The sequence below is a fragment of the Pseudomonas sp. So3.2b genome (genome assembly GCF_019464415.1).
In the GTDB taxonomy this organism is placed as follows: domain Bacteria; phylum Pseudomonadota; class Gammaproteobacteria; order Pseudomonadales; family Pseudomonadaceae; genus Aquipseudomonas; species Aquipseudomonas shahriarae.
Genome location: NZ_CP080494.1, coordinates 2,335,383 through 2,353,698 on the forward strand (window position 1 = coordinate 2,335,383; position 18,316 = coordinate 2,353,698).

Annotated in this window: 19 protein-coding genes; 8 read left to right on the top strand and 11 right to left on the bottom strand. The window is 60.0% G+C overall.

Annotated features, from left to right (window positions below; all coding sequences use genetic code 11):
- Nucleotides 1-11: 11 nt before the first annotated feature.
- On the top strand, nt 12-902 hold the full coding sequence (locus K1X80_RS10695) for an ATP-binding protein (protein ID WP_029298058.1): 891 nt from the start codon (nt 12-14) through the stop codon (nt 900-902).
- A complete protein-coding gene (locus tag K1X80_RS10700) occupies nt 899-1,381 on the top strand; it encodes a GAF domain-containing protein (protein ID WP_057958944.1) in 483 nt (160 codons plus the stop codon). The genes K1X80_RS10695 and K1X80_RS10700 overlap by 4 nt, the downstream gene beginning before the upstream one ends.
- 128 nt (nt 1,382-1,509) lie before the next feature.
- On the opposite strand, the gene K1X80_RS10705 is transcribed toward K1X80_RS10700, so the two are convergent.
- The 8 genes from K1X80_RS10705 to K1X80_RS10740 form a co-directional block, all read right to left on the bottom strand.
- The gene (locus K1X80_RS10705; RefSeq protein WP_169989335.1) at nt 1,510-5,136 is read right to left on the bottom strand and encodes a transporter substrate-binding domain-containing protein; all 3,627 of its coding nucleotides are present in this window, start codon (nt 5,134-5,136) and stop codon (nt 1,510-1,512) included.
- Between the two features lie 8 nt (nt 5,137-5,144).
- Entirely contained in the window at nt 5,145-5,771 is a 627-nt protein-coding gene (locus tag K1X80_RS10710; RefSeq protein ID WP_057439169.1) for a response regulator transcription factor, read from the bottom strand.
- Between the two features lie 351 nt (nt 5,772-6,122).
- The gene (locus tag K1X80_RS10715; protein WP_057958946.1) at nt 6,123-6,524 is read right to left on the bottom strand and encodes a response regulator; all 402 of its coding nucleotides are present in this window, start codon (nt 6,522-6,524) and stop codon (nt 6,123-6,125) included.
- A 247-nt stretch (nt 6,525-6,771) separates the two neighbouring features.
- Nucleotides 6,772-8,103, bottom strand: coding sequence for a deoxyguanosinetriphosphate triphosphohydrolase (locus tag K1X80_RS10720; protein ID WP_057439167.1), 1,332 nt, complete (start codon nt 8,101-8,103; stop codon nt 6,772-6,774).
- A gap of 72 nt (nt 8,104-8,175) precedes the next feature.
- On the bottom strand, nt 8,176-9,339 hold the full coding sequence (locus K1X80_RS10725; protein ID WP_120732405.1) for an EAL domain-containing protein: 1,164 nt from the start codon (nt 9,337-9,339) through the stop codon (nt 8,176-8,178).
- Nucleotides 9,340-9,432: 93 nt separating this feature from the next.
- A complete protein-coding gene (locus K1X80_RS10730) occupies nt 9,433-9,774 on the bottom strand; it encodes a hypothetical protein (RefSeq protein WP_057958948.1) in 342 nt (113 codons plus the stop codon).
- On the bottom strand, nt 9,771-10,157 hold the full coding sequence (locus K1X80_RS10735; protein WP_057439164.1) for a phage holin family protein: 387 nt from the start codon (nt 10,155-10,157) through the stop codon (nt 9,771-9,773). Before K1X80_RS10735 ends, K1X80_RS10730 begins: the two co-directional genes overlap by 4 nt.
- Nucleotides 10,158-10,159: 2 nt before the next feature.
- Nucleotides 10,160-10,474 (bottom strand): YqjD family protein, encoded by a 315-nt coding sequence (locus tag K1X80_RS10740; RefSeq protein WP_057439163.1) that lies wholly within the window; start codon nt 10,472-10,474, stop codon nt 10,160-10,162.
- 355 nt (nt 10,475-10,829) lie between these two features.
- On the opposite strand from K1X80_RS10740, the gene K1X80_RS10745 reads away from it, so the two are divergent.
- Nucleotides 10,830-12,038, top strand: coding sequence for an ammonium transporter (locus K1X80_RS10745; RefSeq protein WP_057439162.1), 1,209 nt, complete (start codon nt 10,830-10,832; stop codon nt 12,036-12,038).
- Here the strand turns inward: K1X80_RS10745 and K1X80_RS10750 are convergent.
- A complete protein-coding gene (locus K1X80_RS10750) occupies nt 12,025-13,761 on the bottom strand; it encodes a monovalent cation:proton antiporter-2 (CPA2) family protein (protein WP_178118017.1) in 1,737 nt (578 codons plus the stop codon). The two genes, K1X80_RS10745 and K1X80_RS10750, sit on opposite strands and share 14 nt — an antisense overlap.
- A gap of 148 nt (nt 13,762-13,909) precedes the next feature.
- Here K1X80_RS10750 and K1X80_RS10755 point away from each other — a divergent pair, with 148 nt between their 5' ends.
- From K1X80_RS10755 to K1X80_RS10765, 3 genes are all read left to right on the top strand, one after another.
- On the top strand, nt 13,910-14,146 hold the full coding sequence (locus tag K1X80_RS10755) for a glutaredoxin family protein (RefSeq protein ID WP_057958950.1): 237 nt from the start codon (nt 13,910-13,912) through the stop codon (nt 14,144-14,146).
- Between the two features lie 76 nt (nt 14,147-14,222).
- Nucleotides 14,223-14,558, top strand: a complete 336-nt coding sequence (locus K1X80_RS10760; RefSeq protein ID WP_029298086.1) for a hypothetical protein — start codon at nt 14,223-14,225, stop codon at nt 14,556-14,558.
- Between the two features lie 51 nt (nt 14,559-14,609).
- Nucleotides 14,610-15,500, top strand: a complete 891-nt coding sequence (locus tag K1X80_RS10765; RefSeq protein ID WP_057958951.1) for a pseudouridine synthase — start codon at nt 14,610-14,612, stop codon at nt 15,498-15,500.
- Between the two features lie 68 nt (nt 15,501-15,568).
- On the opposite strand, the gene K1X80_RS10770 is transcribed toward K1X80_RS10765, so the two are convergent.
- Both K1X80_RS10770 and mobA read right to left on the bottom strand, forming a co-directional pair.
- Complete coding sequence (locus tag K1X80_RS10770; protein ID WP_029298091.1) at nt 15,569-15,790, bottom strand: YgdI/YgdR family lipoprotein; 222 nt, start codon at nt 15,788-15,790, stop codon at nt 15,569-15,571.
- Nucleotides 15,791-15,870: 80 nt separating this feature from the next.
- On the bottom strand, nt 15,871-16,473 hold the full coding sequence (gene mobA, locus K1X80_RS10775) for a molybdenum cofactor guanylyltransferase MobA (RefSeq protein ID WP_198799771.1): 603 nt from the start codon (nt 16,471-16,473) through the stop codon (nt 15,871-15,873).
- Between the two features lie 76 nt (nt 16,474-16,549).
- Between mobA and moaB the strand changes: the two genes are divergently transcribed.
- Nucleotides 16,550-17,089, top strand: coding sequence for a molybdenum cofactor biosynthesis protein B (gene moaB, locus K1X80_RS10780; protein WP_029298095.1), 540 nt, complete (start codon nt 16,550-16,552; stop codon nt 17,087-17,089).
- A gap of 22 nt (nt 17,090-17,111) precedes the next feature.
- The gene (gene glp / locus K1X80_RS10785; RefSeq protein ID WP_178118021.1) at nt 17,112-18,299 is read left to right on the top strand and encodes a gephyrin-like molybdotransferase Glp; all 1,188 of its coding nucleotides are present in this window, start codon (nt 17,112-17,114) and stop codon (nt 18,297-18,299) included.
- The last annotated feature ends 17 nt before the right edge of the window (nt 18,300-18,316 follow it).

Sequence of the window (18,316 nt, forward strand, 5' to 3'; positions counted from 1 at the left end):
CAGGAATAGTCATGGATTCTCGATTGAATGCCTTTCTTGAGCGGGCCGATGCGGTGCTTGCTCGTCTGGAACCCCTGTTGCCAGCGCCTCGCGCGGTGATTGACTGGAACCACTGCCTGGCGGCCCGCTGGCAGCGTGAGGGGCGCAGCGGCTTTCTGCTGCCCCTGGAAGTCAGCCTGGATATGCGCCTGTCCGACCTGATTGGAGTCGACAAGCAGCGCGAGCAATTGGCCCGCAATACCCAGCAATTTCTCGACGGCCTGCCCGCCAACCATGCGTTGCTCTGGGGCTCGCGGGGCACAGGCAAATCGTCCATGGTCCGCGCCTTGCTGGCCCAGCATGCCAAAGCCGGCTTGCGCCTGATCGAAATCGAGCGTGACCACCTGGCCGACCTGCCGCGGGTGGTCGAGCAACTGCTCAAGCTGCCCCAGCGTTTTATCCTGTTCTGCGACGACCTGTCGTTCGAGGCCGGCGAAGGCGATTACCGTGTGCTCAAGAGCGTGCTCGACGGTTCGCTGGAGCAGGCCCCGGAAAACGTGCTGCTGTACGCCACCTCCAACCGTCGTCACCTGGTACCGGAAAACCAGAGCGACAACGACAATTGGAAACGCGTGGACGGTGAACTGCACCCCAGTGAAGCGGTGGAAGACAAGATCGCCTTGTCCGACCGTTTTGGTTTGTGGCTGTCGTTCTATCCTTTCACCCAGGAGCACTTCCTGGACGTGGTGGAGCACTGGATCGGCGAGTTGGCCAACAAAGCGGGTTTGCAGTGGCAGCGCGATGAAGCACTCGACATCCTTGCGGTGCGCTGGGCCACCGGCCGTGGCAATCGCAACGGTCGTTGCGCCTACCAGTTCGCCCGCTACTGGGTGGGGCTTAAATTGCTGGAGCGTCAGCCATGATTGATTTGCAACAGTCGGGCAGCGGCCTTGATGGGTACGCCATGCTCTGTGCGCAGCTGGAATCGCTGCTGGCCGATGAGCGCGACTTTATCGCCAACGCGGCGCAGTTTTCGGCGTTCCTGTTCAACCAACTCGATGACTTGAACTGGGCGGGCTTCTATCTCAATCGTGATGAGGAACTGGTGCTGGGGCCTTTCCAGGGGCAGATCGCCTGTGTGCGGATCCCGTTTGGTCGAGGGGTGTGTGGTGCGGCGGCGGCTTCACGGCAAACCCAGCGGGTGGAAGATGTGCATGCCTTTGCCGGGCATATTGCTTGCGACAGTGCTTCCAACAGTGAGCTGGTGGTGCCATTGATCAAGGATGGGCGGTTGATTGGGGTGCTGGATCTGGATAGCCCGAAACTGGCGCGTTTCAGGCTTGAGGATCAGATGGGGATTGAGCAACTGGCGGCAATCTTCCTGCGGTTGACTGACTGCTGAGTGAGCGCAGTTGCATTCCTTGTGGGAGCTGGCTTGCCTGCGATGGCGTCGGGTAGAACAGTGGGGGCGGGGCCCCACGTCTACGTTAACGACCATCGCCGCGATGCGGCGACCCGACAAGCCCGCCCCTACAATGGCGCCATATTGTCCAACTGCTCTTGCAGCACGTGCTCAAGGTCGAGCATGGCTTGTTCTATGGCTTTGATCCAAATCTCGACCTGCACCGGGTCGGCTGCCTCACCTGCCTGTTCCAGCACCTCACATTGCTTGGCCAGTGTGCGGGCCTGGACGATCCTGGCAGCGCCCTTGATCTTGTGGGCCTGGTCGATCAGGTCCTGAGGCGTGCCTTGTCCGAGCATTGCCATGAGTTCCTCGCGATCACGCCGGCTGCTGCTCAACAATTCTTCCAACAGACGCTGGCTTAACAGTGGATCACCACCGGTGAGGGTGTTCAGGCTATCGAGGTCAAAGATCCGCCCTGGCGACAGTGGGGTGATCTCGGCCAGATGGCGCTCCAGTGTGGTAAGGCTGATGGGTTTGAACAGGCAGTCGTTCATGCCTGCATCCCGGCAGCGCTGTTTTTCCTCCGGCTGAGCATTGGCGGTAAAGCCCAGGATGATGCAGGGCGTGATGTCCTCCCGTTGTTCATGTTCGCGGATCGACCGTGCCAGTTCATAGCCGTTCATGATCGGCATATTGCAGTCGGCAATGATCAGGTCGAAGTGCTCCTGGCGCCAGGCCTGGAACCCCGCCGCGCCATGCTGGACTGCAGTGAACCGGTGCCCGAGGAAACCCAGTTGCTGACACATGAGCAGGCGGTTGGCCGGATGGTCGTCCACCACCAGCACATTGAGCACCGCCGCAGCATCCTGGGTCGCAGGCTTGAGCTCGATCAGCGGGTAGGCAGGTGGCAGGCTGGTCATCTGCAGCGAGACAAACACCTGGGTGCCGACCCTGGGCACGCTGCTCAGGGTCAGTTGCCCTCCCATCATTTCGCATAGGCTACGACAGATGACCAGCCCAAGACCTGCGCCGCTCCTGGCCAGGTGCCCGGAATTGTCGGCCTGGGAAAACGGTTCGAACAGGCGCTGCTGATCGTCTCGGCTGATCCCGATGCCGGTGTCCTCGACCACCAGTTTCATCTCGATTTGCTGTGGCTCGCCGGTGGCCTGGATATCCACCCTGATCTTCACTTCGCCCTGCTCGGTGAACTTGATGGCATTGCTCACCAGGTTCGACAGGACCTGTTTGAAGCGCAGGGGGTCGATCTGCACATCACGTTCTTCAACGCCGGGATTGAACTCCAGTAGCAAATTGAGACTCTTCTGGCGTGCCAGCCCATCGAACACACGCACCACCGACTCGATCAGTTCCCGCAGGTTGACGCGTTCCGGCGCCAGGCTCAGGCGACCCGACTCGATGCGTGCGATGTCGAGGATGTCGCCAATCAACTCCAGCAAGTCCTTGGCCGAGTTGTAGGCCACCTCGATGGCCGGACGATCCAGATGCCCATGGTCGGCACGCTTGAGGGTCAGCTCCAGCATGCCGATCACCGCGTTCATGGGGGTGCGGATCTCATGACTCATGGTCGCCAGGAATGTGCTTTTCGCGCGATTGGCCTCATCGGCACGGTCCTTGGCGCTGCGCAGGTCATCGAACAATTGGCGGCGTTCGCTGATATCAATCCAGCCGCCGATGATGCCCTGGACCTTACCGACCGAATCGCGGTACGGCAGGATCCAGTGATAGATCGTCAGGTGCTGCCCATGAATATGCAGGGCGCGATCCAGGATCAGCGGCTTGCCTTCGGCGACTACCCGCAGATAGTCGGCATGGTACTGACTGGCTTGTGCTTCGTTTTCCAGGTTGATCTGCATGACACTCTTGCCGATGACGTCCTCGCGCTTGACGCCGAAGACCTGCAAGTAACTGTCATTGCAGGTCTGTAGCAAACCATTGCGATCACGCACGTAGATCGGGTGAGGGGTCTCATTGACCAGGGCGCGCATGAATTCGTATTGATCGCTCAGGGCCCTTTCCGCCATCTGCCGCTGCTTGATCTGTCGGCGCATGTAGCCGTTCCAGGCCAGGGATGTAAGCAGCAGCAGCCCGGCGGCGCTGACGATCTGGATAATCAGACGGTGGTAGTTGCGCCAATAGCTGTCGGAGGCGGCCGTGTAGCCACGCCAGCGGTTGTTGATGACCCCAAGTTCGTCCGGCGCGATGCTGAGCAGGGCCTTGTCGAGAATGGAGGCCAGTTCGGTGGCGCTGCGTGACGTCGCCAGGGAAAAAGAAGCCAGTTGCGTGCCGATACTCGAACTGACCTGCAACTGACCCTGGAAGAAGTGGGATGAGAGGAAGTAGTTGGCAACCACCAACGAGTTGACGGCCCCATCCACTTGCCCCTGGGCCAGCATTTCCGAGGCCTTGAAGGTGTCGCTGGCCTCCACCAGGGTGATCTGTGCAAACTCGCGGCGCAGGTAGCCCACCAGGGGGTTGCCTTCGGTGATTGCCAGTTTTTTCCCCGCCATTTGCTCAAGGCTTGAGGGTGCCCCAGGTTCCTTGCGTGTCAGCAGGACATAGGAGTTCTGCAGGTACGGGCGGCTGAAATTGAGCTTGGTTTCGCGTTCGCGGCTGGGGCTGATGGCGGCAATGATGTCGGCATTGCCGTTTTCCACCTGCTCGATCATCTGTTTGACGTTGCGGGTGTTCAGGAACTCCAGGCGCAAGCCCGTACGTAGCCGGATCAACTCCAGCAGGTCGGCGGTCATGCCCCGCAGTTGACCATCTGAGTCGGCGAATGTCAGTGGCGCGAAGGTTTCGTTGATGACCACTTTCACCACTGGGTGATCCATGAGCCAGCGCTCTTCACGCTGGCTCAACTGCAACTTATGGTCGGTCAGCAGGATATCGCTGCCTGCACTCCAGCGTTTGGCGATGTTCTCCCGCTCGTAGGTCCCGACACCGGCGAGGACCGTATTGATGATGCCCAGCAGGGTCTGCTGGTCGCGGTGCACGGCAAAACTGAAGCCGTACGCTTCGTGCTTGCCGAAATTGGCCATGCGGATGTTCTTCAGGTAGCCCTTGTTGATCATGTAATGGGTGGAAATGGTATCGCCGAGAAACACATCGGCCTGGTCAAAGGCCACGGCATTCAGCGCATTCAAATAGGACGGATAGATCTGGATGATCGCATTGGGGTACAGCGCTTCGACTTCTTTCAAGGGCAGGTAGTGGTAGACAAGGCTCAAGCGCAGGCCCGCCAGCCCGTCATCGAGCGGGCGGGTTTCTGTGTCACGGGTGACCAGTACCGGCTGGTCGACCGCATAGGGTGTTGACAGGACGATGTCGGTGTTGCTCGCTTCAAATCCGTTGGCGCTGCCCAGCAGGTCGATTTTCCCCTCTTCCAGTGCCTGGATTGCCGCCTCCCGCGAGGGGTAGCGCACCACCGAGACGGGCAATGCCAGGGCTTTGGCGAGGATGCCCGCGTAATCGGCAGTAATACCTTCATAGTCACGACCGCTGGCGGTGATGTCGAAAGGTGGGTAGTCGGGTGTCGAGGCTCCCAGCAGCAGTTCCCGTTTGTTTTGTAGCCAATGGCGCTGCGTGGGGGTCAGTTGAGTGTCCAACTGAACGATGCCGGCACGACTCAGCAGTGCGTAGCGTTCTGGAGCGGTTTGAGTGGCTGGCACGGCTGTACTCAAGCACAGCCCGGTACTCAAAATGATTAGATAGTCCTTTAAACGCCTTGGCATCCTGTTTCTCACACTAACGCGTTGCGTTTTGCCATCTCGATAAGTTCTACCAAGGACTTGGCCTTAAGTTTTTGCATAAGTCGTTTTTTATAAGTGCTAACAGTTTTGTTGCTGAGGAACATGCCTTTGGCAATTTCCTTGTTTGTACGGCCTTGCGCGAAAAGTTGTAGGACCATAAGTTCCCGATCATTAACGGCTTTGAAAAGATTCAATTCTTCGTTTTCGCCCACATCGGTGCCGGTGCTGTTTAATGCCTGGCTTGGGAAATAGTTGTAACCTGAAAGTACAGCTCTGACAGCACTTAGCAGTTCACTTAGGTCGCCTTCTTTGCAAACATAGCCATCAGCACCGGAACGCATGCAGCGTGTCGCAAAAAGTGTCGGCGATTGGGCCGTCAAGATCAGGGTTTTCATTGGCGTGCTCATTGCATTGAACCTGCAGAGAACCTCCAGTCCGTCGAGTTTTGGAATACTGATGTCAAGAATTATGAGGTCTGGGAGGCATTCGCGGACCATTTGTATTGCATCACAACCGTTATCTGTTTCGCCGACTACTTTGTAACCTTCATGTTCCAGCAACATTCGGATTGCAAGTCGAATGACCGGGTGGTCGTCAATAATAAAAACTGTATTCATGAGCCAATTCCATACTAGTGCAAATAAGCGCGCACATTAGCTCAGAAGGTAGGGCAGGAGCATGAAGGGAAGGCTGAGTAGATATAAAACAGGAAAATTCCTACGGCCAAAAAGGTATTGGACTACGACGCACTAAGGCTTTATTGGTCGTGTTGTAAGAGTTTCTTAGGTGAAGGATTGGGAAGTTGTGCGGTGTTATTTGCCGCTTTAATTAAGGTAATGTTTCAGTTTCAAGAGTGTTTAATGTCCTACGCCAAAATTTGAAAATTACTTTGGCCAGGCTCGGTGTATTGATGTAGTGGGGGAGCAGTTTGGTCAGATGGTTGCTGGGCAAGTGCAAGGTCGCACTCTTTAATCATCGGCAAGTCCCGACTGGCTGATCAATTCGATCCAGGCTTCTTTATTCAAGGGCTTAGCCAAATATCCAAGCAGGCGCAAGTCACGTTGTATTGCCAGGGTTTTCAAACATTCCAGTTCGAGGGCAGGCAGTCCACTTAGCAATACAGCACTTTTGACAAAGCCCGTATGGCAGGCTATCTCCACCAGCTCCAACCCGGTGAGGTCCGGCAGGCATTGATCGCATAACATGATATCGAAGGGGGCCTCGGTTGTTCTCATCAACTTGATCGCCTGCTCCGCACTCTCGGCAGGGGTCAGTTGGTGGAAGCCGAAACTCTTGAGCAGGCACTGAATGGCCAGGAGTTGAAAAGGGTGATCTTCCACCAACAGGATGCGCAATTTTCGTTCGGGCATAGGAGTTTCCGTGGAAGTAGCAGCAGCCGGAAACACGTCGGCCGATGCCTGTGTCTGTTTGCTCGGTGAGTCAGGCGCTGGGCTATCGTGGGTTTGCGTGAGTGTAGGAGCTGATCGTTGGAGCGGATAAGAGAGGGGTGATTATTCATCGGGTGTTGGGGTGAATTCGATCAGGCTGCTCTGGTGCCTGCGTAGGTGGATTCTTTGAGGCAAGCACCCAGGCAGGAAAACCTGCCCGGGGTGTGGGTCATTGAGGGTTTGAGTGGCCGGTCATCTCCCGGGCCATCTCGCTGGCGTAGCTATCGGTCATGCCGGCGATGAAGTCGATCATGCGCAGGAATGAACGATGCAGTGGCCAGTCAGGATGGGGGGCGCTGTTGCCGAGCAGATCCAGGACGCGTCGATTCTTGAAGGATGGCGTACGGCCGCCATGTTGCTCCAGGGCCGCGCCGCAGAAAGTGTTCAGGAGGATTTCCAGGGTGGTGTAGGCGCCGATCTCATGCAGGGTTTTGCGCTTGTCCTGGAAGATCTTCTTGCGGGCCATGTCCTTGGCATTCAGTACGCAGCGCTTGGCCGGGCCGTGCATGTGTTCCACCAGGTCGCCTTGCAGGGTCCCGGCCAGCAGCGCAGGCTGTTGTTCGACGAACGCCCGCGCGGCGGCGTTGGTCAGGTGCTCGATCGCCTTGCCCCGCAGGATCGCGAGTTTGCGTCGCCTGGAATCCTCGGGCCCCAGTTGCCGATAGGTTTCCGGCAGGTCATCACCGACCAGGTTCAACAGCAACGACTCGACCTCGGCGTATTCCAGCAACTCCATTTCCAGGCCATCTTCCAGGTCGATCAGGGCGTAGCAGATGTCGTCGGCCGCCTCCATCAGATAGACCAATGGGTGGCGCGCCCAGCGCTGTTCCTCGAGTTGTGGCAGGCCGAGCTTCTGGGCGATCTGTTCAAGGATCGGCAGCTCGCTCTGATAGCAGCCGAACTTATGTTTCTTGTAGCCCAGGGAGTCGGCGTGGCGGGCGGTCCATGGGTACTTCAGGTAGGTGCCCAGGGTGGCGTAGGTCAGGCGCGTGCCGCCGTCGAACTGGTGGTATTCCAGCTGTGTCAGCACGCGGAAGCCTTGCGCGTTGCCTTCGAAATTGAGGAAGTCATTGCGTTCGGCGCTGCTCATGTCATCCAGCCAGCCACGGCCGGCTGCCTGCTGGAACCAATGGCGAATGGCATCTTCGCCGGAATGACCGAACGGTGGGTTGCCGATGTCGTGGGCCAGGCAGGCCGACTGCACGATCATCCCCAGGTCGCTGGGGTCGCACCAGTCGGGTAGGGCGCTGCGAATGGTCTCGCCGACGCGCATGCCCAGGGAACGCCCCACACAACTGACTTCCAGCGAGTGGGTCAGCCGGGTATGGATATGATCGTTGCTGGTCACCGGGTGAACCTGCGTCTTGCGGCCCAGGCGGCGAAAGGCCCCGGAGAAGATAATCCGGTCATGGTCTTTGTGAAACGGGCTGCGGCCCAGTTCTTCCGGACTGTGCAGGGGTTTTCCAAGGCGTTCGCGGGTAAGCAGGGTAGGCCAATCCAAGGCGAGGGCTCTCCATAGGATGAATGTCGGCCCTCAGCTTCCCGGTTCGGCGCGCCCGGAGCAAGCGAAAAACTACAGTCCGGCGGCGTCAATATCGATTAACAGCAAGCGCTGACCGTTACTGAAGAATTGTCCTGCTGTCAGGCAGTGTTGATTGGTCGTGGCATCACGGTAGGTGTTGGAGAGAATCAGGCGCCGCTCTTCCCAGCCTTCGGCCAGCAGATGATAGAAGTAGGGGCGCCATGACCAGTTGTGGCCCAGGTAGCGGCTGTCGGCTTGCCAGGCATCCTGGCGCCATTCGAAGTTGGGGGTCAGTTGGGTGCCGTGGCTATCGCACTGATAAAACCGCAGTAACCGGGGAAAACCCGGCAGCCATGGCAGTTGGCTCAGGGGAGCCTGGGCCAGGGCCCAGCCTTGCAGGATCTGCATCAGTTCGATCAATTGCTGGCGCAATTGCATGATCCGTCCGCGCTCCATCAGTTTCTGCTGCACATAAGCCTGGCGCAGCACGGCAAAGCGCGGGACGAAGGCATCGGCGGCGAACCAGTCCCGTTGCGCCTGGGCAAACAGATAGCCCTGGACATAACGTGCGCCACACTCAAGGGCAAAGCTCAGTTGCGCTTCGGTTTCCACGCCTTCGGCGATGATCCAGCATCCGGTTTTTTCCGCCATTTGCGCCAGGGCGCGCACCACCTCGCCGCTCGGGCCACCCAGTGCCGCGGCCTGGAACAGGCGCATATCCAGCTTGAGGATATCCGGGCGCAGGGCCAGGACCCGATCCAGTTGCGAATACCCGGCGCCGAAATCATCAATGGCAATCCGTGCGCCCGCTTCACGATAGCGGGCGACGACTTCGGCCAGGCGCTGGCTGTCGCCTCCCAGCTCGGTGATCTCAAACACGATGCGTTTTGGATCGACGTCATGGGCCTGCAACTGCTTCAGGCTGGGCAGGGCTTGTCCGGGTCGCAGCAACGTGATCCAGCGGGGCGAGATATTGAGGCTCAGAAACCAGTCTTCAGGTGCTTCATGCAGGCGGCTCAGGGCATTGTCGCGGATCTTGCGGTCCAGGCGGCGTAACGCCGAGGTGGGCGTGCGTGCATCGGCGAACAGTGGGCCTACCGAGAGCAGTTGCCCATCTGCCTGGAGCAGGCGGCCCAGCGCTTCCACCCCGGCGATGCGTCCGGTGGCGGTGTCGATAAACGGTTGAAAACAGGCGAGCGGTTGCCCGTCAATCACAGAGCCTCCTTAGGTGCTTCGGCATGAAAAAGGCCCGGCCCCTGCAGAGAGGGCGCCGGGCCAGATCCGTTTGCAAGAATGCAGCCAGTTACGTCAGGACTTGCGGGACGCACCCTGCATGGCGAGCTTGATCAACGGGATCAGGCCCGCACCGAGCCGTACCAGACGGGTCATGGTGCCGATGCCGCCACCCTTGGCGCCTTTGCCGGTGAAGAATCCCAGCAGGGTCACAGCGGCGACGCCCCACAGCGGCGCATGCTTGATACCAAACCCGTCCTGCCAGCTTTGGCCCATGTTGCGCACCTTTTGCAAGGGCAGCAGCAATTGCTGGGACTCGTGGCGAATTTCCTGGCGGTGCATTTCCATGCGCAGGCGGATCAAGGCCTTGCGCATTTCTCGCCGGGAGTTGGTGTGCGGCAATTCAGTCAGGCTCATGGCAGCAGGCGCTCCCGATCGTTGGCCAACTCTTCGAGGGTGGCGTGGAAAGGCGTGGATTCATCGAATACCGCCGCCTTCAAGCGCAACCCGCAGAACCCTGCGGCCAGAACGTAAAATACGCAAAGGCTGATGATCCCGGTCAGGCGGTAGGTATCCCAGACCAGGATCATGACCAGCGCCGATAACCCCACCAGCAGCAACAGGGCGAACACCAGTGCCAGCCCGGCAAACAGCAACAGGCTGACGGTGCGTGCTTTCTGTTCCTGCAACTCGATGCCGAACAGCTCGACATGGCTGTGCAGCAAGCCCAGGACAGCCGCGCCGAGGCGCCGCGATGTGGAGCTTGGGCCCGCGGACGAGCCGGTTTCGCCGATAGACATGATTAGCGCCTTGTAGCCAGCAGACCGATCAGGAAGCCCACGCCGGCAGCGATGCCAACGGATTGCCAAGGGTTGGCCTGCACGTAGTCCTCGGTGGCGGTGACTGCTGCCTTGCCGCGTTCGCGCAGGGAGTCCTCAGTCAACTTCAGTGTTTCCCGGGCCTGCAGCAGGCTGTCATGGATCTTCGAGCGCAGCTCGTCAGCCTGGTCACCGGCCAGAATCGCGGTGTCGTCCAGCAGCTTTTCGGTATCGCTGACCAGGGTCTGGAAATCTTCCATCAATATTTCTTGAGCAGTCTTTGCCGATTTTCTGGCCATGGTTATCTCCGTGAGTGGCTGTCTGGTGCTTTTACAGGGTTTTGCTTGAGAGTCACCGGTATTGGTGAAGGTTCACTGCAATTGTCTGGTACAGCTTTTGCTTTGCCTTGGTGCGCCAGCCGCAAGGCTTGCGCGCATTGTGGGCGGTTTCGGCCAACGCCTTGAAAAACCTTACCCTAAATCCCTAAAACCCGTGGAAAAACCCGCAAGTCACTGCCTTATTCGATTGTCGTCGCGCCAAAGCGGTTCATTCCCTCTGAAGAAGGGTAGAACGCGCAGTACCAATTTAGTGCGCGATTGTTGGGCAATGAACTGCTTTGGTGCTTTTTCCTGAACTGCAGGCCTGCCAATCCCCATGGAAAATGTGCAAAGCGCGGTGGACACTCTCGTCCATAGCTCCAATACGCTGTTTATTCTGATCGGCGCGGTGATGGTCCTGGCGATGCATGCCGGCTTCGCGTTTCTGGAAGTCGGTACGGTACGGCAGAAGAACCAAGTCAACGCGTTGTCGAAAATCCTCAGTGATTTTGCGGTCTCGACCCTGGCCTATTTCTTTATAGGCTATTGGATCTCCTACGGGGTCAGCTTTATGCAGCCGGCCGCCGTGCTCAGTGCCGACCATGGTTATGGCCTGGTGAAGTTCTTTTTCCTGCTGACCTTCGCAGCAGCCATCCCGGCGATCATCTCCGGGGGCATTGCCGAGCGTGCACGCTTTGTTCCACAACTGTGTGCCACGGCGCTGATCGTGGCATTCATCTACCCGTTTTTCGAGGGCATGGTGTGGAATGGCAACTTTGGCCTGCAAGCCTGGTTGTTGGCGACCTTCGGCGCATCCTTCCATGACTTTGCCGGTTCGGTGGTGGTACATGCCATGGGCGGTTGGCTGGCGCTGGCGGCGGTGTTGCTGCTGGGGCCGCGTCAGGGGCGTTACCGCGACGGGCGTCTGGTGGCGTTTGCGCCGTCGAGCATTCCGTTCCTGGCACTGGGCTCGTGGATATTGATCGTCGGCTGGTTCGGTTTCAACGTGATGAGTGCGCAGACCTTGTCCGGGGTGAGCGGGCTGGTGGCGGTCAACTCGTTGATGGCCATGGTAGGTGGGACCGTGGCGGCACTGGTGATCGGGCGTAACGACCCGGGCTTCTTGCACAATGGCCCGTTGGCCGGGCTGGTGGCGATCTGCGCGGGCTCCGACCTGATGCATCCGGTGGGCGCGCTGGTCACCGGCGTGGTGGCCGGTGGCCTGTTTGTGTGGTGCTTTATCGCCGCCCAGAATCTGTGGAAGATCGACGATGTGCTGGGTGTCTGGCCGTTGCATGGCTTGTGTGGTGTGTGGGGCGGGATTGCCTGCGGGATTTTCGGTCAGAGCGCCTTGGGTGGGCTGGGCGGCGTGAGCCTGATCAGCCAGTTGATCGGTACCGCCCTGGGGGTGGTAGTGGCCCTGGCGGGCGGGTTGCTGGTGTACGGCGTGCTCAAGCGCCTCTGCGGCCTGCGCTTGAGCCAGGAAGAGGAGTACTACGGCGCGGACTTGTCGATCCATAAGATTGGTGCAGTCAGTCAGGATTGATCGGGGCTTCACGGTTGGCGTCGGTATGCTGGTAGAAACCGTGGAGCAAGCGGTAGCGATTGCGCCGTACTTCGTCGACGCGGTCGCGCACCTGCTGGTCGGGCAGGCCGAGCATGATCATTGCGTGCGACGCGAGCATCAGGCTCGACTCCAGTAGTTCGGGCACCACCTCGCTGGCCCCGGCGGCCTTCAGTTCAGTCAACTGGCTGTCGTCGCGGGTGCGCACCAGGATCGGCACTTTGTGGTTGATCCGTCGCGCTTCCTTGAGCACCACCAGGGCCACGTCGCTATTGTCCACGGCAATCACCACCAGGCGTGCGCGCTCCAGGCCGACTGCGCTGAGCAGGGCGCCGCGCCGGCAATCGCCATAATGCACGCTGCTGTCCTCGGTGGCGGCTTCCTGCACCCGTTCGGGGTCATCGTCCAGGGCAATGAACGCCTGTTGTTCACGGCGCAGGAAACGCCCGATGGATTGGCCGACCCGGCCATAACCGCAGATCAGCACATGCCCGCGCAGCTCGGCGTTGAGCGCGGTGATTGCCTCCAGTTGCACTTGCTGGTTGGGCTTGCGATGCAGGCGCAGGGCGATAGAGGGCGCGGCCCGCAGCAGCAGGGGCGTCAGCAGCATGGAGCAGAACGTCGCGGCCAGCAGCAGGCTGCTGATTTCGCCGGGCAGCATATTGCTCAACTGCATTTGCGCCATCAGTGCAAAACAGAACTCACCGCCCTGGGCCAGGGCCAGGCCGCTGCGCCAGGCGGTCTCGCTGTCGCTGCCGCGCAGCTTGACCAGCGCGGCGACAATGCAGCCCTTGATCAACATCAGTGCCAGGGTCAGCCCGAGGATCTGCAGGCTGTGACTGACGAACAGTTGCAAGTCGATCAGCATGCCGATACTGACAAAAAACAACCCCAGCAGGATGTCGCGAAACGGTCGGATATCCGCTTCGATCTGGTGCCGGTAATGGCTTTCCCCCAGCAGCATGCCCGCCAGGAACGCGCCGAGGGCCGGCGACAGGCCCAGCAGGTGTGTGAGCCAGGCCGTAAGCAACACAATCACCAGGGCCAGCAGCACGAACAGTTCCGCCGAATGCGAGGCGGCTACTTCATGGAACAGGCGCGGCAGCACCCAGCGGCTGGCGAGCAGCAGACCGAAGAACAACACCACGGTCTTGCCCAGGGTCAGGGGCAGTGCCCAGTACCAGGCCTGCTCGCTACTGCCGGCGAACACCGGGACCAGGGTCAGCAACAGCACCGCGACCACGTCCTGGAACAACAGCACGCCAATCGCATTCTGCCCATGAGTGCTGAATATCTCCCCGAGGCTGGTCAGCTCCTTGCTCACAATGGCGGTGGATGACAGTGCCAGCCCGGCCCCCAGCAGCAAGGCGGCCACCGGCGACATGCCCATCAACAGCAGCAGGGCACCCAGCACTACCGCGCAGCACAGCACCTGCAGGCTGCCGAGGCCGAACACCACCCGGCGCAGGCTGAGCATCTTGGACAGGGAGAACTCCAGGCCCAGGGAAAACAGCAGGAATACCACCCCCAGTTCGGCGAGGTCTGGCAGGTCTTCGCTGTCATTGACCCAGTCCAGGGCTGTCGGCCCTACGGCCAGGCCCACGCAGAGGTAGCCGAGCACCGGAGGCAGTTGCAGCCGACGGAACAGCGCAATGACGACCAGGGATGAGGCAAGAATGATCAGCAGGTTGGCAAACACAGACATCTCCGTCGGGGTGTTGCAGGAAAAAAGCCGCGAGAATCGCTGAATCAGTTATAGGCCATGGTGATCTGGATCAGGTCTTTGGCATGACTCGACGAGGTTTTTCTCGCGGCCTAGAATGGGTACCTGTTTCTTATCGGGTCTTTACGCCATGCCTCCTGAATGCCAGTTGTTCGGCACCCTGGGCTGCCATCTGTGTGAGCTTGCGGAAGCTGAAATCATGCCGTTGGTCGAATGCGGGCTGTTGGTCGAGTTGGTGGATATCGCCGATTCACAAGCGCTGTTTGACGTCTATGGCCTAAGTATTCCGGTGCTGCGCCGGGTGGATACCGGGGCGGAACTGGGCTGGCCGTTCGAAACTGAACAGGTGGTCGCCTTTTTAAGTTAGCGCTAATCCCGTGGCAGGTTGCTGATTATTCGGTTACTGTATGTTTGTACAGCGATTTGGGTGAGAGGGAGCGCCCGTGGTGAATGTCGAACAACTGAAAAGCAGCGTCAACCGCATGTCCGTCGATATCGTACGCGATGCGGTGAATGAACTGCGGCTCGATGGCCTGGTCACGGAAGGCAAGACGCCGTTCAACAAAGTGCATTTCAATACCTGTTTTGCCGAAATCGAAGCCTTGTTCCAGCGCGCCGGTTATCACAAGCAGTTGGATGTGGTGGGGTATCAGGGCTTGCTGTATGCACTGTACGATCCCGGCCGCTGGGAGGCGGTGGACGTCCTGCGTTGGCTCAAGGAGTTTACCGAGGCTGCCAGCGCCTCGCCGGTGCTGCGGGCCGAATTGGTCAGGGCTTGAGATTCTGGGGGATAATGCCCCCTTAGTATTTCCAGGCCCTTGAGTGTACGCATGTCCGATACCGGTTTTTCCGCTGCCCAGAACCAAGCCAGTACGCTGTACCTGCCGCCTGGGCCCTGGGCGACGGTGCTCGACTGCCTGTGCGAGCACTTTCGCGCCATCGGCCGCGAGCAGTGGCTGGACCGCATCGCCCGTGGCCGGGTGCTGGATGGCAATGGCCAGCCCGTCGCCGTGGATCTGGCCTACAAGGAAGGTTTGCGCATCCACTACTTTCGCGAAGTGCCGGATGAGAAGCCGATCCCGGTGCAGGAGACCATCCTGTATGCCGATGAGCATCTGGTGGTGGCCGACAAACCACACTTCCTGCCAGTGACGCCCGCCGGCGAATATGTCGAGCAGACTTTACTGCGCCGCCTGATCCGCCGCCTGGATAACCCGTCGCTGGTGCCGCTGCATCGCATTGATCGCCATACTGCCGGGCTGGTGCTGTTCTCTGCCAACCCGCAAAGCCGCTCGGCGTATCAACAACTGTTCCCCACCCGCCAGATTGATAAGTTCTACGAAGCCATTGCCCCGGCCTTGCCCGCGCTGACATTCCCGCTGGTGCACAAGAGTCGCCTGGTGGAGGGCGAACCGTTCTTCCGCATGCAGGAAGGGCCCGGTGCAAGCAACACGGAAACGGCGGTGCAGGTGCGCGAGAAGAATGGTGACCTGTGGCGCTATGGCCTGTTTCCGGTGACGGGCAAGAAGCATCAACTGCGCGTGCATATGACGGCACTGGGGGCGAGCATCTGCAATGACCCGTTTTATCCCGAGGTCATCAAGGATGCTGTGGATGACTACGCCAACCCGCTCAAGTTGCTGGCCCAGGGCGTACGGTTTATCGACCCGGTGACCGGCGAGCAGCGCGACTTCAGCAGCCGGATCGTGCTTGAGTGGTGATGTTTCCCATGCGCCAGATACAACAAAGCCCGCTTAAGAGCGGGCTTTGTTGTATCTGGCGTTAAGACTTACAGGTCTTTAACGGTGCGAACCTGATCCTTGTTGATGCGGGTACGCTTGCCATCCAGTTGTTCGAATTCGTAGAAGCCCGAATCCTGATCGAATTTAGGGGTATCGACAGCCTGGATTTCGCGACCGTCATTCAGGGTGATCACTGTAGGCGAGGCGCAACCGGCGAGGGTAGCAAGGCCCAGTGCAAGCATGAGAGCGGCGATGGTCCGTTGGGTCATGAGTCTTCTCCGAGAGTAATACTGTGTTGAGTTCTGACCTTGTGACGTATGCAACGTCGGCAAAGTTCCTTGTCTAGCGCTCATTCTGACACGCCGGGGCGTGGGCGCAACAACTCTGGTGTATTGAGGTTGGCCAGGCGAGGGTCGTTCTCGGCGCAATCGAGCGCCTGGGCCCCTAGTTTCAGCAGGATCTGGCGCGGGCTGCGCTCTGCAGCCAGCCAGGCGTCCTCCACCGCGTCGCGCAGGCGCGTCGGTATGACGCAGAGCAAAGGCTCCCAGAACGCCCCATGGCGGATCATCACCGGTACCTGGGGGTGCTGCCGCGCGGTTTCGAGCAGGTCTGCCAACAGTTGCCCGTCGATATGCGGCACATCGCAGGGCAAGATCAATAGATGTTCATGGCGCGCGGCGGCCAGGCCGGCGCGGATACCGGCCAAGGGGCCCGGGAAGTCCGGACTGTCGTCGCTCACCAACTGGTCGCCGTACGGGGCGTACTGCGCCTGGTTGCGGTTGCAGGAGATGATCAGGTCGTCGGTCAACGGCCGCACCAGTTGGTGCAGGTGAGCAATCAGCGGCTGCCCGTGCCAGTCGAGCAGACCCTTGTCCAGGCCGCCCATGCGCTGGCCGCGACCGCCGGCCAGCAACAGGATCGAGCAGGGCAGGGGCGAAGAATTGAGTGGCATGACGGCTCCGCAGCGGCAGTGAAATAGGGGGCTGTGATATAACATCGGGCTGTTCCTTCGACAACCGGACCGAGCCATGAAAGCCAAGGCTGATGCGCCTTTCGTACCTCTTAATATCGCTGTACTGACCGTCAGCGACACCCGCACCCTGGAAACCGACACCTCCGGGCAGGTCTTTGTTGACCGCCTGCTCGCTGCTGGGCATCGCCTGGCCGAACGGGTATTGCTCAAAGATGACCTCTACAAAATCCGTGCGCAAGTCGCCCACTGGATTGCCGAGGATGTGGTGCAAGTGGTGCTGATTACCGGCGGCACCGGCTTCACTGGCCGTGACAGCACCCCCGAAGCGGTCAGTTGCTTGCTGGACAAGCAAGTGGACGGCTTTGGCGAGCTGTTCCGGCAGATTTCGGTCGCCGATATCGGCACCTCTACCGTGCAGTCCCGTGCCCTGGCCGGCCTGGCCAATGGCACCCTGGTGTGCTGCCTGCCGGGTTCCACCAATGCGGTGCGTACAGGTTGGGACGGGATTCTCGCCGAACAGCTGGATGCCCGCCATCGCCCATGCAATTTTGTGCCGCACCTCAAGCTGGCCGAGCCGTGTGAATCCCGTGGATAAGCCGGGCAAGACCGGCGCCCTGATGCCGGTGGAAGAAGCCCTGGAACGGCTGCTGAACATGGCCGAGGCCGCGCCGATCCGTGAGCAGGAACACCTGCCATTGGCCGCGTGCGATGGGCGTGTATTGGCCGAGGCATTGGTTTCCACCCTCGACCTGCCGCCGTGGCCCAACAGCGCCATGGACGGCTACGCCCTGCGCACTGCCGATTGGACCGGCGAGCCGCTGCGGGTGAGCCAGCGTATTTTCGCTGGCCAGGCCCCTGAGCCCTTGGCGGCGGGTACCTGTGCGCGGATCTTCACCGGCGCTCCGGTACCCGACGGGGCCGACTGTGTGGAAATGCAGGAAAACGCCGAGCTGCAACCCGATCAGCGCGTGAGCTTTACCCAGGCGCTGCGCGTAGGGCAAAACATCCGATCCAAGGGGCAGGAGACTACAGTCGGTGAGGAAGTCCTGGCTGCCGGTACACGGCTCGGCCCGATTGAACTGGGCCTGGCGGCGTCCCTGGGGCGCGACCGGTTGGCGGTGGTGCGCCGCGTGCGTGTGGCGGTGCTGTCTACGGGCGACGAGTTGATCGAACCGGGCCTGCCACTGGGGCCGGGACAGATCTACAACAGCAACCGGCGGGTGTTGTGCAGTTGGTTGCAACGCCTGGGCTGCGAGGTGATCGACGCCGGTATCTTGCCCGATGACCTGGAGTTGACCCGCACCCGCCTGGGCGCACTGGGTTCGGTGGACTTGATCCTGTCCACCGGCGGAGTCTCGGTGGGGGAAGCGGACTTCCTCGGTATCGCATTGCGCGAGGAGGGCGAACTGGCCTTGTGGAAGCTGGCGATCAAGCCTGGCAAGCCTTTGACATTCGGTCATTTCCGCGGCGTACCGGTGATCGGCCTGCCGGGGAATCCGGCGTCCACTCTGGTTACGTTCGCCTTGCTGGCGCGCCCGTATCTGTTGCGCCGTCAGGGTGTCGCGGTGGTGCAGCCGTTGCGTTTCGAGGTGCCGGCAGGGTTCGTGTGGGCCAAGCCGGGCAACCGTCGCGAATACCTGCGCGGGCGCCTGGAGCAGGGGCGGGCGGTGATCTACCCGAACCAGAGTTCCGGTGTGCTGCGCAGTGCCGCCTGGGCAGAGGGTTTGGTGGAAGTGGTGGAGGGCAGCACCTTGGCCATCGGTGATCGGGTGAATTTCATTCCCCTGAGTGAAGTGTTGGGCTGAAGAATTTATTTACAGCC